Annotated in this window: 11 protein-coding genes and 1 riboswitch; of the genes, 8 read left to right on the top strand and 3 right to left on the bottom strand. The window is 68.4% G+C overall.

What is annotated here, in order from left to right:
- Positions 1-41 precede the first annotated feature (41 nt).
- Positions 42-557, top strand: a complete 516-nt coding sequence (locus ACFVMC_RS01365) for a hypothetical protein (RefSeq protein WP_379205815.1) — start codon at positions 42-44, stop codon at positions 555-557.
- 44 nt (positions 558-601) lie between these two features.
- On the opposite strand, the gene ACFVMC_RS01360 is transcribed toward ACFVMC_RS01365, so the two are convergent.
- Positions 602-1549, bottom strand: coding sequence for an SDR family NAD(P)-dependent oxidoreductase (locus tag ACFVMC_RS01360; protein ID WP_379205814.1), 948 nt, complete (start codon positions 1547-1549; stop codon positions 602-604).
- 158 nt (positions 1550-1707) lie between these two features.
- Between ACFVMC_RS01360 and ACFVMC_RS01355 the strand changes: the two genes are divergently transcribed.
- The 5 genes from ACFVMC_RS01355 (at position 1708) to ACFVMC_RS01335 (ending at position 7993) form a co-directional block, all read left to right on the top strand.
- Entirely contained in the window at positions 1708-2175 is a 468-nt protein-coding gene (locus tag ACFVMC_RS01355) for a hypothetical protein (RefSeq protein ID WP_379205813.1), read from the top strand.
- A 13-nt stretch (positions 2176-2188) separates the two neighbouring features.
- On the top strand, positions 2189-5605 hold the full coding sequence (locus tag ACFVMC_RS01350; RefSeq protein WP_379205812.1) for an error-prone DNA polymerase: 3417 nt from the start codon (positions 2189-2191) through the stop codon (positions 5603-5605).
- Between the two features lie 66 nt (positions 5606-5671).
- The gene (locus tag ACFVMC_RS01345) at positions 5672-6760 is read left to right on the top strand and encodes a M48 family metalloprotease (RefSeq protein ID WP_379205811.1); all 1089 of its coding nucleotides are present in this window, start codon (positions 5672-5674) and stop codon (positions 6758-6760) included.
- 38 nt (positions 6761-6798) lie between these two features.
- Complete coding sequence (locus ACFVMC_RS01340; protein WP_379205810.1) at positions 6799-7806, top strand: DUF4349 domain-containing protein; 1008 nt, start codon at positions 6799-6801, stop codon at positions 7804-7806.
- Positions 7760-7993, top strand: a complete 234-nt coding sequence (locus tag ACFVMC_RS01335) for a DUF167 domain-containing protein (protein WP_379205809.1) — start codon at positions 7760-7762, stop codon at positions 7991-7993. Before ACFVMC_RS01340 ends, ACFVMC_RS01335 begins: the two co-directional genes overlap by 47 nt.
- A 124-nt stretch (positions 7994-8117) precedes the next feature.
- Here the strand turns inward: ACFVMC_RS01335 and ACFVMC_RS01330 are convergent, their stop codons facing one another.
- Complete coding sequence (locus ACFVMC_RS01330; protein WP_379205808.1) at positions 8118-9338, bottom strand: NADP-dependent isocitrate dehydrogenase; 1221 nt, start codon at positions 9336-9338, stop codon at positions 8118-8120.
- 285 nt (positions 9339-9623) lie between these two features.
- Complete coding sequence (locus ACFVMC_RS01325) at positions 9624-11132, bottom strand: MFS transporter (RefSeq protein WP_379205807.1); 1509 nt, start codon at positions 11130-11132, stop codon at positions 9624-9626.
- Positions 11133-11266: 134 nt separating this feature from the next.
- Here ACFVMC_RS01325 and ACFVMC_RS01320 point away from each other — a divergent pair, with 134 nt between their 5' ends.
- Together ACFVMC_RS01320 and ACFVMC_RS01315 are read left to right on the top strand one after the other, a co-directional pair.
- The gene (locus ACFVMC_RS01320) at positions 11267-11920 is read left to right on the top strand and encodes a TetR/AcrR family transcriptional regulator (protein WP_379205806.1); all 654 of its coding nucleotides are present in this window, start codon (positions 11267-11269) and stop codon (positions 11918-11920) included.
- Positions 11921-11986: 66 nt separating this feature from the next.
- Positions 11987-12097: riboswitch (SAM riboswitch) on the top strand.
- A gap of 76 nt (positions 12098-12173) precedes the next feature.
- On the top strand, positions 12174-13310 hold the full coding sequence (locus tag ACFVMC_RS01315) for a homoserine O-acetyltransferase (protein WP_379205805.1): 1137 nt from the start codon (positions 12174-12176) through the stop codon (positions 13308-13310).
- Positions 13311-13312 lie beyond the last annotated feature (2 nt).

The following is a 13312-nucleotide window of genomic DNA, read 5'->3' as shown; positions in this document are numbered from 1 at the left end:
AAAGTGGAGGATTAGCATTATCTTACCTTCCAATGTGGAATATGGATCGAGGAACCGATATGGATCTGTTCGCCACCCTGCTGCTGCTCGTCGTGCCGACCCTGGTGTTTCGCGGGCTCGGTGCGTTCGGTGTAAGCCGGTTCGGCACTTGGCGTTCCAGCGCTGTGCACGGCCTGGCCGTGCTACTGCTGTTGACCGGTAGCGCGCACTTCGTTCCGGACAGCGTGACGGTGATGCCGAGCCACGACGATCTGGTGGCGATGGTGCCCGATTTCGTACCGTTCCCCGATTTCACCGTCTACTTCACCGGTGTCCTGGAAATCGGCGGCGCGATCGGGCTGGTGATCCCGGCGACGCGGCGGCGCGCCGGGATCGGGCTGGCCGCGCTGTTCGTGCTGCTGCTACCCGCCAATATCCATGCGGCGCTGAACGATATCCCGCTCGACGGTGATCCGGCGACGCCGTTGTGGTTCCGGATACCCGAGCAGATCGTCTATATCGCGGTCGCGCTGTGGGGTTCGGGTGCGCTGTGGGGCGCGCGGTCGCGCACGGTGTGAGAGGGCCGGGCCCGTCGCCCCCTGCGCGACGGGCCCGGAGTTCGTCACCAGTGGGTGCCGGGCACCCAGCGGGCGGCGCGGCGCAACGCGGTGCCGGTGACCCGTCGCGCGGTGGACCGGGTCTGCGGGAGCGGTTCCAGTTGCGGCGCAGCGGTTTCGGTGTCCGCGGCCGGTGGTTCGAGCTGCTCGCCCTTGGCGGCGGGGGAGTCGGGCAGCGCTCGGTAGTAGCGGTGCAGGATGCGATCTCGGATCTTCGGGGTGACCAGCGCGCCGTACTCGGCGAGGGTGCCCAGCGGTACGTCGATCCGCTTGGGACGTTCGGCGAGTGCGCGCACGATGGTGGCGGCTGCCCATTCGGGTGATTCCGAGGGCCCCTGCTCGCCACTGGGCGTGATCATCGGGGTGCGCACCAGCGGCATGTGGATGGTGGTGAAAGTGACGCCGTCGGCCATGGTTTCGACCGCGGCGACCTCGGTGAACTTATCCAGGGCGGCCTTGCTGGCGAGGTAGGCGGAGAACCGGGGCGTCGCGACCTGCACTCCGGCGCTGCTGATCTGGACGATGTGGCCGAACTTGCGTTCGCGCATCTGGGGTAGCAGTGCCAGGGTCATCCGGAGCGCGCCGAAGTAGTTGACCGCCATGGTGCGCTCGAAGTCGTGCATGCGGTCGGTGGAGCGGTGGATGGCGCGGCGGATGGAGCGGCCCGCGTTGTTCACCAGCATGTCGACGTGGCCGTGTTCGTCCAGGATGGTCTTGACGGTGTGATCGACGGAGTCGCTGTCGGTGATGTCGCACTGGTAGCCGTGTGCGGCGCCGCCCGCGGCGCGGATCTCCGCGACGACCTCGGCGAGTTCGTCGCCGCGGCGCGCGAGCAGGAAGACGGTGGCGCCCTTGCCGGCCACGGCCAGGGCGGCGGCTCGGCCGATGCCGGAGGAGGCGCCGGTGATCAGGACATGCCTTCCGGCCAGGTCGCGGCGCGATGCTGTGGCCATTACTGCTCCTTTGCAGATCTGCTGTGGCACGAACTTACTCTGAAGTAAGTTTACCCGCCAGGGTGCCGCGCGCCACATTTCGATGCGATCGCAACTCGTTCGCAAACCTGTTCGAATCACCCTCGAATCGATCGAACATGTGTGCGATACTTCTGCCCATGGCGGACGATCGGATGGCGGAAATCTTTGCCGCGGTGCGGCTCGGCAGCGACAATCGGAAGGCGGCGCGGCACGCGCTCGAACGATTGTGGGACGAGCTCGGACGCAGTGGAGATCCGTTGCAGCGCTGCGTGATAGCGCATCATCTGGCCGTTCTGCAGGACGACGATCCGCAGGCGCTGATCTGGGATCAGCGCGCCCTGGCCGCGGTCTTCGGCCCGGGCATCCCGCTGGACGAGGGCCTGCGCTGCTTCCTGCCCTCGCTGTATCTCAATCTCGCCGACAGCCACCGCCGGGTCGGTGATTTCGAGACCGCGCGCATGCAGCTGACCATCGCGCGCGGGCACCTGGCGGTCCTGGTGTACGACGCCTACGGCGCGATGATCCGCTCCGGCCTGGACCGGGTGGAAGCCGCGCTCGACGCCGGCTCCACCGACCGTCTGCCGAGCGGCGGCGAGCCGTTGTGAACCGGGCGAGGAGGTGAGCAACTGGGAGAACGGGCCACCGAGCTGGGCGGAGCTGGAGCGGGTCCTGTCCGGGCGGCCGAGCGGTCGGACACCGGAGGACATGCACCCCGGCGACGGTGGCGACAGCCCGGCCTGGTCGCGTAAGCGCGGCGAGTACCGGGCCGAGCCGATCGCGCGGCCCGAGGGCCCGACGGTGCCGTACGCGGAGTTGCACGCGCACTCGGCGTACAGCTTCCTGGACGGCGCCAGCCAGCCCGAGGAACTGGTCGAGGAGGCGGTGCGGCTCGGTCTGGAGGCGATCGCGCTCACCGACCACGACGGGTTCTACGGGACGGTGCGCTTCTACGAGGCGGCCAAGGGATGGGGCATGCCGACCGTGTACGGGTCGGAGCTCTCGCTGGGGACCGGATTGCCGGGTCCGGCCCCCGCGTCGGCCGTGTTGCGTCGCAAGGGGATGGCGGCGCAACACGGGTCGGCGAAATCCGAAGGGGGACATGCGAACGCGCCCGATTCCGCGCCGCGCACCGGCGCGCCGGACCCGGCCGGGCCGCACCTGCTGGTGCTCGCGCGCGGTCAGGAGGGCTATCGCCGGCTCTCCCGCGAGATCGCCGCCGCGCACCTGGCGGCGGGGGAGAAGGGCATTCTCCGCTACGACCTGGACACCCTTGCCGCCGCGGCGGGCGGGCACTGGCACATCCTGACCGGCTGCCGGAAAGGTCAGGTGCGCCAGGCGCTGGATCGCGATCTGAGTTCCGGCGACACCCGGCTGCCGCTGGCCGAGGCGGCGCTGCGCGAGCTGATGGAACGCTTCGGCGCGGACCGGGTGAATGTGGAGCTGACCCAGCACGGCATCCCCACCGACGACGAGCGCAACGCCTACCTGCTCGCGCTCGCCGAGCGCTGCGATGTCCCCGTGATCGCCACCACCGGAGCGCATTTCGCCGCTCCCGCGCATCGGCGCCGAGCCATGGCGCTGGCCGCGATCCGGGCGCGCGCCAGCCTGGACGACATCGCCGGGTGGCTTCCGCCCGCCGGTGGCGCGCATCTGCGTTCCGGCGCGGAAATGGCGCAACTGTTCACCGCCTGCCCGCAGGCGGTGCCGAATGCCGTTGCGCTGGCCCGGGAATGCGCTTTCGACCTGCGATTGATCGCGCCGAACCTGCCGCCCTTCCAGGTGCCCGCGGGCCACGACGAGAACTCCTGGCTACGCGAACTCACCCGGCGCGGTGCGGCGGAACGCTACGGCCCGCCGGAGCGAAACCCGCGGGCGTATCGGCAGCTCGAGCACGAGCTGGCGGTGATCACCACGATGGGATACCCCGGCTATTTCCTGGTGGTGCACGACATCGTCACCTTCTGCCGGGATCACGACATCCTGTGCCAGGGCCGTGGCTCGGCCGCCAACTCCGCGGTCTGCTACGCCATCGGCATCACCAATGTCGACCCGGTCGCCAACGAGCTGCTGTTCGAACGCTTTCTGTCCCAGGAGCGAGACGGCCCGCCCGATATCGATATCGATATCGAATCCGATCGCCGCGAGGAGGCCATCCAGCACGTCTACGCCAAGTACGGCCGCGACTACGCGGCCCAGGTAGCGAACGTGATCACCTATCGGGGCAAGTCGGCGGTACGTGATGCCGCACGCGCACTGGGCTTTTCGCCGGGCCAGCAGGACGCGTGGAGCAAACAGGTGAGCCGGTGGAGCGGTATCGCGGCCGAAACCGACACCGGCATTCCCGCCGAGGTGATCGCGTTGGCGAGCGAGATCGAGGGTTTGCCGCGGCATCTGGGCATCCACTCCGGCGGCATGGTGATCTGCGATCGGCCGATCGCCGATGTCTGCCCGGTGGAATGGGCGCGCATGGCCGACCGCAGCGTGCTGCAATGGGACAAAGATGACTGTGCCGCAACAGGTCTGGTGAAGTTCGACCTGCTCGGCCTCGGCATGCTCTCGGCGCTGCACTACATGATCGACCTGGTCCGCGAGCACAAGGGCGAGACCGTCGAACTGCACCGGCTGGACCTGGCCGAGCGGGCCGTCTACGACATGCTGTGCCGCGCCGACTCGATCGGTGTCTTCCAGGTGGAGTCCCGCGCCCAGATGGCGACCCTGCCCCGGCTGAAGCCGCGCACCTTCTACGACCTGGTGGTTGAGGTCGCGCTGATCCGCCCCGGGCCGATCCAGGGCGGCTCGGTGCACCCCTACATCCGCCGCCGCAACGAGCTCGAGCCGATCACCTACGACCATCCGGCACTGGAGAATTCGTTGCAGCGCACGCTGGGGGTGCCGCTGTTCCAGGAGCAGCTCATGCAGATGGCCGTCGACGTGGCCGGTTTCTCCGCCGCCGAGGCCGACCAGTTGCGCCGCGCCATGGGATCCAAGCGGTCACCCGAACGCATGGAACGTCTGAAAGATCGCTTCTACCAGGGCATGTGGGACCAGCACGGCATCACCGGCGCGGTCGCCGACCGCATCTACGAGAAGCTCTACGCCTTCGCGAACTTCGGTTTCCCGGAAAGTCATTCGCAGAGCTTCGCCTCGATCGTGTTCTATTCGGCCTGGTTCAAACTGCATCATCCGGCCGCGTTCTGCGCCGGTCTGCTGCGCGCCCAGCCGATGGGCTTCTACTCCCCGCAGTCGCTGGTGGCCGACGCGCGACGGCACGGCGTGGTGGTGCACGGCCCGGACATCAATGCCAGCCGGGCCGAACCCACCCTGGAAAACCATGGACTGGAGGTCCGGCTCGGGTTGGCGACCGTGCGGCACATCGGCGACGCGCTCGCGGAGCGGATCGTCGCGGCCCGCGCGCGCGGGCCGTACACGTCCTTTCTCGATCTCACCGGTCGCGTGGAACTCACTGTCGCACAGGCGGAATCGCTGGCCACCGCGGGCGCGCTCGGTAGTCTCGGCATTACTCGCCGCGCGGCGCTGTGGGCCGCGGGCGCCGCCGCGGGGGAGCGCCCGGACCGGCTGCCCGGTACCGGCGCGGCCACCGAGGCACCGGTACTGCCCGGCATGAGCGATCTGGAACTCGCCGCCGCCGACGTGTGGGCCACCGGCGTCTCCCCGGGCAGCTATCCGACCGAGTTCCTGCGCCCGCGGCTGGACGCGCTCGGCGTCGTCCCGGCCTCCGGCCTGCTCTCGGTACCGGACGGCTCCCGCGTCCTGGTCGGCGGCGCGGTCACGCACCGGCAGCGGCCCGCCACCGCCGGCGGCGTCACCTTCCTGAATCTCGAGGACGAGACCGGCATGATCAATATCGTCTGCTCGGTCGGCCTGTGGGCCCGGCATCGTCGTCTCGCCCAATCGGCGTCGGCCCTGCTCGTGCGTGGCCGGGTGCAGAACGCCGAGGGTGCGGTCAGCGTGGTCGCCGAGCAGCTGCGGCCACTGGATCTCCGGATCACCGCGAAATCCCGCGACTTCCGCTGAAAAACCAGGTTACGCGCGGGATTTCGATGGGTAGTCTGGCAGCGATCCAGTCAGCGGGGAGGCGTCATGGCACACGGGGTCCTCGGCGCGGCACTCTGGGCGCGGCTCAGGGCGATTCTGCGGCCCGAGCCGCGGTCGCAACGTCCGGAACCGATCTACGAGTTCCTCGAATACACTCCCGATCCGCTGCTGTGGCCGGTGCAAACCTGGCGGCGGCGGCTGGAATCTGCGGCTTCCCTGCTGGTCGCGTTGCCCTCGATCGTGCTGAGCGCGGTGCTGCTGTGCGTGCCGTTCGCGACGTTCGGCCCGTGGGGCGCGGTGGGCGCCGGGGTGCTGTGGCTGGCCTCCGGCGCCGCGGTGCTGTTCCCGGACGACGGCGCCGTGCTGGCCCGTGTGGCCTTCGGCTTCCGCCGCCCCGGCGCCGAGGAACAGGTCGTGCTCGCGGCCGCGTGGGAGAACATCACGCGCACAGCGGGAATCGACGGCACCGGGTATTCGCTGTGGGTACACGACGCCGACGAGCTCAATGCCTTCGCGGCGCCCGGCGGCATCGTCTGCGTCACCAGCTGGGCGCTCGAGACCTTGGACAGCCGCCAGCTCGAAGGCGTACTCGCCCACGAGCTGGGGCATCACCTCGAGGGCGCGAAGCACACCGCGATCCTGGCCCGCTGGTATTCGGTGCCGGTCATGCTGATCGGCCGCATGCTCCGGTCCGGGCTGGCGCGGCTGACCGCGGTGGCCGAGTCCGTGGCCGAGGACGCGCCGGGGTTCGCCTCGGTCCTGGTGCTGGTCGGCGGGCTCGGTATGGGCGCGCTGGTGCTCACACCCCTGGTCGCGGCCCTGCTGCTGTTGATCGGCCCGCTGGCCGCGGCCGTTCTGCTGCTTCTGCTCGTGGCCGAACCCCTTGGGCAAGCCCGGCTTTCGCAGCGTGAGGAACTGCGCGCCGACCGCGTCGCCGTCGACCTCGGATACGGCCGCGAATACCGCGAGGTGCTCGACGAGTGGCTGAGCGAACACGACGACGCCTCCGCCGCGGTGTACCGCCGCTGGTTCAGCACGCATCCCGACAGCGATACCCGGATCGAGGCCGTAGAAGCCCGCATCCACGAGCACCGCCATTCCGCGACCGGATCCAATCCACCGAGAGGTCTGTGATGAGTGACCCCCGCCACCGTAGCGACTACGCTGCGGGCATGACTCCCCCTCGTCGGCGCTCGGTTCCGTCACGGCGGCACAGTCTCGCGGTGCTCTGTATCGCCCTGCTGGGCCTGACCGTGTTCGCGGGCTGCGGGTCCGACGAGCCCGCGGCTTCCAAGAGCCGGGGTGCGTCGGCCTCCTACGCGCCCGACGCGCCCGCACCGGCAATCGCGCCCGGTTTCCGGGAGCAGTCGCCAGGTGACGGGAAACAGCCCGGCGGAGAAACGCTGTCCCGCAAGGAAGTTGTCACCGGCAGCGTCAAGGTGGTCGCCGCCGACCCGGTCGCCGCGGCGGGTGCGGTCGCCGACCAGGTGATCGCCGCGGGCGGCCGAATCGACTCGCGCACCGAACAACCCGGCACCAAGGACGACGGCAAACGCCCGAGCGCCCGGCTGACGGTGCGGGTACCCGCCGACAAGACCGACGCGTTCATCGACGGTCTCGGCTCGATCGGCGAACTCGCCGAGATCACCACCGAGCGTGACGACGTCACCATGCAGTGGGAAGATCTCGACGCCCGGATCAAGGCGCTACAGGCCTCGGTGGATCGCCTACGGGCCCTCATCGCCGGCGCGACCAACACCGCGGATCTCATCACCGCCGAGGAGGCGCTGTCGGGCCGCCAGGGCGAACTCGACAGTCTCACCGCGCAGAAGCGGAGGCTCGACGATCAGGTCGCGCTGTCCACACTCACCATCTCGATCAGCACCGACGCCGAGCACTCCGACGACGGGCCGAGCAACTTCTGGGACGGCCTCGTCGACGGCTGGAACTCATTGGTCGACTGGTTGCAGGACGCGGTGGTGTTCGCCGGCAAGGCGATTCCGTGGCTGGGCTTCCTGGCGGTGATCGGGGCCGTGGTGTGGGGGCTGGTGACACTGCTGCATCGGCCCCGGCATACGGTCGCCGAGCCAACGGCCGAACCGGCCGAATCCAGTGTCGCGACAGGAGAGTCCAGTGCCCCCGACGGTAGTAAGGGCGACGATCAAGCCGAACAGTCGTAAGGGACCGCTGGTCGAGACCGCCGACGACGGCACCCTCATCCTGTTCGTCCGCGCCCCCGCCGTCGAAGGCAAAGCCAACCGGGCTGCCATCGAACTGCTCGCCGCGCACTTCGATGTCCCGAAGAGTTCGGTGCGCTTGGCCGCGGGCACCACATCCCGTTTCAAACGCTTCGAAGTAGACCGCTGAAAACAGTCCGGGCACCCGCCGTCAGCGGGTGCCCGTGGCTCGAACGTCAGCCGTTCGACCCGGCGCTGGGTGATCCCAGCGCCGGGGTGCCGGGCGAGCGTCTCAGCTCTGCCCGGCGAATACTTCACTTACGCAGCGCGCGAGCCAGATTGACGTCCAGCGCGCCGAGGAACTCCTCGGTGCTCAGGTAGCCCTGATCGCCGCCGACCAGCAGCGCGAGGTCCTTGGTCATCTGCCCGCCCTCGACGGTCTTGATGACGACGTCCTCGAGCGCCTGGGCGAAGCCGATCACCTCGGGGGTGTTGTCCAGCTTGCCGCGGTGCTCGAGCCCACGGGTCCAAGCGAAGATGGACGCGATCGGGTTGGTCGAGGTCGGCTTGCCCTGCTGGTGCTGACGGTAGTGCCGGGTGACGGTGCCGTGCGCGGCCTCCGCCTCACAGGTCTTGCCGTCCGGGGTGAGCAGCACCGAGGTCATCAGGCCGAGCGAGCCGAAGCCCTGGGCCACGGTGTCGGACTGCACGTCGCCGTCGTAGTTCTTGCAGGCCCAGACGTAGCCGCCCTCCCACTTCATCGAGGAGGCGACCATATCGTCGATCAGGCGGTGCTCGTAGGTGAGCCCGGCCGCGTCGAACTGGGTCTTGAACTCGGCGTCGAAGATGTCCTGGAAGGTGTCCTTGAACATGCCGTCGTAGGCCTTCAGGATGGTGTTCTTCGTGGAGAGATACACCGGGTAGTTCTGCTGCAGGCCGTAGTTGAACGAGGCGCGCGCGAAGTCCTCGATGGACTTCTTGAAGTTGTACATGCCCATGACGACGCCGCCGTCCTCGGGCATCTTCACGACTTCGTGCACGATCGGCTCGCTGCCGTCCTCCGGGGTGAAGGTCAGCGTGACGGTGCCGGCCTGATGCACCTTGAAGTCGGTGGCGCGGTACTGGTCACCGAAGGCGTGGCGGCCGATGATGATCGGCTTGGTCCAGCCGGGCACCAGGCGGGGCACGTTGGAGATGATGATCGGGGCCCGGAAAATGGTGCCGCCGAGGATGTTGCGGATGGTGCCGTTGGGCGACCGCCACATCTTCTTCAGCCCGAATTCCTCGACCCGCGCCTCGTCGGGGGTGATGGTGGCGCACTTCACGCCGACGCCGTGCTGCTTGATGGCGTTGGCCGCGTCGATCGTGACCTGGTCGTCTGTCTTGTCGCGGTACTCGATGCCGAGGTCGTAATACTCGAGGTTCACGTCGAGATACGGGTGGATCAGCTTGTCCTTGATGAACTGCCAGATGATCCGGGTCATCTCGTCGCCGTCGAGTTCTACGACGGTGCCTTCAACCTTGATCTTGGACATGGATCTTCGTGTCCTCCTAGGATGGTGCCCTCATTGCACGGCCAGGTGAACACGCTTGTGAGCGGACCCCAGCTGTTCCAACAGACAACGTATATGCCCCGCGTTGTCGGCGGGTCATGTGGTCAAACAGAACAAGCGTACTGCTGCTAACGATCTCACCGCGCGTCAGTACCCCCCAGTGAGAATCGTGATAAAGGTTACTGAGCAGTATTTTTGTCCATTATTTGAGAACGGCAAGGTCCGCGTATCGCGAGTTCTCGACGATACGCGGACCGAATAACCGGATCAGACTCCGACCGGAATCTTCACCTCGTCCTCCGCGCCCTCGATGAGGTTCTCCGGCTTGTCCCGGATCATCAGCGCGATCACCGGGATGGCGGCCGCGAAGAAGCCCGCACCGACATAGAACGCGACATCGTAGGAGTGGATGGAGGCCCGGGCCACCAGATCGTCGATGCCGGGATGCGCCGCCACGTAGTCCTTGGCCGCCTGCACCGAGATCGTGGTGAGCAGTGCGGTGCCGACCGCGCCGCCGACCTGCTGGGCCGCGTTCAGCAGCGCGCTGGCCACGCCGGAGTCCGCCTCCTCCACCTGGTGCAGCGCCACGGCCTGCATGCCGACGAACAGCGGGCCCATGCCGAGCGCGATCAGCAACTGGGCGGGCAGCACGCTCACGGCGTAGCTGTCGCCGAAGCCGAGCTGTGCCAGCCACAGCAGGCCGAGCACCCCCAGTGCGGCGCCGGCGACCATGAGCGGCCGCGGGCCGAGCTTGGGCAGCAGCGCGCTGGTCACGCCCGCCGAGATCGCGATGCCCACCGGGAACGGCAGGAACGCGATACCGGCCTTCAGCGGCGAGTAGCCGAGCACGTTCTGGAAGTAGAAGCTCAGGAACAGGAACATTGCGAACATTGCGATCGGGATCAGCAGGGCCGCCAGCAGTGCCCCGCCGCGGTTGATCTCACCCGGAATACGCAGCGGCAGCAGTGGATTGGCGACCCACCGTTCGATGGCGACGAAGGCCGCGAGCAGCACGACGCCCGCGCCGAGCGGCAGGATCGTGGTGATGTCGGTCCAGCCGTGCTCGGCCGCGCGACTGAAGCCGAACACGATGCCGATCAGGCCCAGGGTGACCGTGATCGCGCCGGGCACGTCGTAGCCGCCGGTGCGGGGCAGTGGCACATCCTTGGCGATGACGCCGACCGCGCCGATCAGGGCAAGGATCGCGATCGGGGTGTTGACCAGCAGCGTCCAGCGCCACGACGCGTACTCGGTGAGCGCGCCGCCCGCGATCAGGCCGATCGCCGCGCCGCCGGCGGAGATGCCTGCGAACACCGCGAACGCGCGGGCTCGTTCCTTGGCTTCGGTGAAGGTCACCGACAGCAGCGACAGCGCGGCCGGGGCGAGTAGCGCGGCGAAGGCGCCCTGTAGACCGCGTCCGGCGAACAGCTGGGGGCCGTTCTGGGCCAGGCCGGCCAGGGCCGAGGCGGCGGCGAAGCCGACCAGGCCGACCATGAAGATCGTGCGCCGTCCCATGTAGTCGGCGAGGCGGCCGCCGAGCAGCAGCAGGCCGCCGAAGATCAGGGTGTAGGCGGTCAGCATCCACTGGGTGTTGCTGTCGCTGATGTGCAGGTCACGTTGGGCGAACGGCAGCGCGATGGTGACGATGGTGGCGTCCAGCACCACCATCAGCTGGGCCAGCGCGATCACGCCGAGCGCCCACCACCGTGCCGAACCGCTCTGTTTTTCGGGGACGTCCACCGCAGGAGCAGTTTGAGTCACGGGATTCTCCCTCATCTGGGACGAGCTGTTTCGGAAGGACGAGGTCGATCCTGGCATCGCACGACTTTTGTCGTCAAGAGAAAAATGTCGCGATGCGACATTTGACTCATTCGGCCATGACTATGTCGGGCTTGCGTTAAGGTGGCGGCATGTTCGACTCAGCGCCCACCGGATTGCGGGAACGCAAGAAGCAGCAGACCCGGCTGCGGATCATCAAGGTGGCGCTGGACCTGTGCGACGAGCAGGGCTTCGAGGCGACGACCGTCGAGCAGATCGCCGACGCGGCGGATGTCTCGCCGCGCACCGTCAACCGGTATTTCGAGATCAAAGAGGACATCATTCTCGGCCCGGTGGAGGACTTCGGTCAGGCCGTCGCGGCCCGGCTCCGCGACCTGCCGGAGGTCGTCAACCCGCTGGACGGGCTGTGCACCGCCTTCCTGGACATGGTCGAGGCCGGGGCGCACGCCGACGCCGACGCGCCCATCTCACTACGCCGATTCCAGAAGATGCAGCGCATCGCGCGCAGCAGCCCGGCGGTCAACACCCGGGCGATGGAATACGGCGACCGCAAGTCCGCCGCGCTCATGCGAGCCCTGGCCGATCGCCTCGGCGTCGCACCGGATTCGCTCACCGTGCGGCTGGCGATCGGCACCTGGCAGATGATGTGCCATATCGCCTTCGCCGCCGACGAGGAACTGATCCTGACCGGCGATCCGGAGGAGGCCGCCCGCGCCACCCGGGCGACGGTGCTCGGCGCCCTCGCCGAACTGCGTCGGATCTGCGGCGCGACATCGGCGAACTGAGCCCGCCCGCCAATCGGATCGACGTGATTTCAAACGTCGACCGACCGCCGGTTACCATGTTCGTTAGGTCATGAGTGCCAGCGCGAAGCCCCGGCTCGCTGGTCGGCAACCCTCCAGCAGCGGTGGGGTGCTCCGGGTGATGACCCGGCTCTCGAGGGACGAGGGCAAGCGCGCTGTTCAGGAGGTCCCCCATGTGTGCAAATCTTCACCGCGGTGCGGTAGCGGCGTATTCCCCCGTGATCGGCCGACCGGCGTGACCGTGGAGACCGAACCGAGCGCCCGCTGCCTACTACCCGCGCCGGACGGCCGTCTGGGCACCGTTCCGATCGGGGACGTGCGCTTGGAGAACGGCGCCGTGGTCCCGGATGTGCATCTCGCGGTACAGCGCTGGGGTGAGCTCTCGCCCACGCTGGACAATGTGGTGCTGGTCGAGCATGCCCTGACCGGTGACTCGCACGTGGTCGGCGCCCCCGACACCCTGCATCGGCTGCCCGGCTGGTGGGACGGCATGGTCGGTCCCGGCGCGCCCATCGACACCGACGAGTGGTGTGTGATCGCGGCCAACGTGCTGGGCGGATGCAAGGGCAGCACCGGCCCGTCCTCGCCGGCTCCGGATGGAAAGCCCTGGGGTTCGCGGTTTCCCGAGATCTCGATTCGCGATCAGGTGACCGCGGAGGTCGCGCTGATGGACCTGCTCGGCATCGACCGCCTGGCCGCGGTCGTCGGCGGTTCGATGGGCGGCATGCGGGTCCTGGAGTGGATGATCGGGGCGCCGGACCGAGTGTCCGCGGCGCTCGTGCTCGCGGTCGGCGCCCGTGCCACCGCCGACCAGATCGGCACCCAGACCACCCAGATCGCCGCGATCACCGCCGACCCCGACTGGCAGGGCGGTGATTACCACGGCACCGGCCGGGCGCCGATGAGCGGCATGGGGCTGGCCCGGCGCATCGCGCACCTGACCTACCGCACCGAAGGCGAACTGGACCACCGTTTCGAGAACCACGCGCAGGGCGATGAGGACCCGTGGCGCGGCGGTCGCTACGCGGTGCAGAGCTACCTGGAGCATCAGGCCCGCAAACTGTGCGGCCGGTTCGATCCCGCCACCTACGTGCTGCTCACCGAGGCGATGAACCGTCACGATGTCGGCCGCGGTCGCGGCGGGATCGCGGCGGCGCTGGCGTCGACCCCGGTGCCGTGCGTGGTCGGCGGCGTCGACTCCGATCGGCTCTACCCGCTGCGTACCCAGCAGGAGCTCGCCGACGGGCTGCCCGGTTGCGCGCGACTCGAGGTCGTGCATTCCCGCGACGGCCACGACGGCTTCCTCACCGAGGCCGCCGCGGTATCCAAGCTGCTCATCGAGACCATGCGGCTGGCGCGGGAGAACCGCTGACG

The organism is Nocardia sp. NPDC127579 (assembly GCF_042672005.1).
Classification (GTDB): domain Bacteria; phylum Actinomycetota; class Actinomycetes; order Mycobacteriales; family Mycobacteriaceae; genus Nocardia.
Note: the sequence above shows the minus strand (reverse complement) of the source record. Positions and strands in the feature narration are given on the sequence as shown.

Coding starts and splice junctions, on each gene's coding strand:
- ACFVMC_RS01365 (WP_379205815.1), top strand. CDS start 42: ATGGATCGAGGAACCGATATGGATCTGTTCGCCACCCTGCTGCTGCTC.
- ACFVMC_RS01360 (WP_379205814.1), bottom strand. CDS start 1,549: ATGGCCACAGCATCGCGCCGCGACCTGGCCGGAAGGCATGTCCTGATC.
- ACFVMC_RS01355 (WP_379205813.1), top strand. CDS start 1,708: ATGGCGGACGATCGGATGGCGGAAATCTTTGCCGCGGTGCGGCTCGGC.
- ACFVMC_RS01345 (WP_379205811.1), top strand. CDS start 5,672: ATGGCACACGGGGTCCTCGGCGCGGCACTCTGGGCGCGGCTCAGGGCG.
- ACFVMC_RS01340 (WP_379205810.1), top strand. CDS start 6,799: ATGACTCCCCCTCGTCGGCGCTCGGTTCCGTCACGGCGGCACAGTCTC.
- ACFVMC_RS01330 (WP_379205808.1), bottom strand. CDS start 9,338: ATGTCCAAGATCAAGGTTGAAGGCACCGTCGTAGAACTCGACGGCGAC.
- ACFVMC_RS01325 (WP_379205807.1), bottom strand. CDS start 11,132: ATGAGGGAGAATCCCGTGACTCAAACTGCTCCTGCGGTGGACGTCCCC.
- ACFVMC_RS01320 (WP_379205806.1), top strand. CDS start 11,267: ATGTTCGACTCAGCGCCCACCGGATTGCGGGAACGCAAGAAGCAGCAG.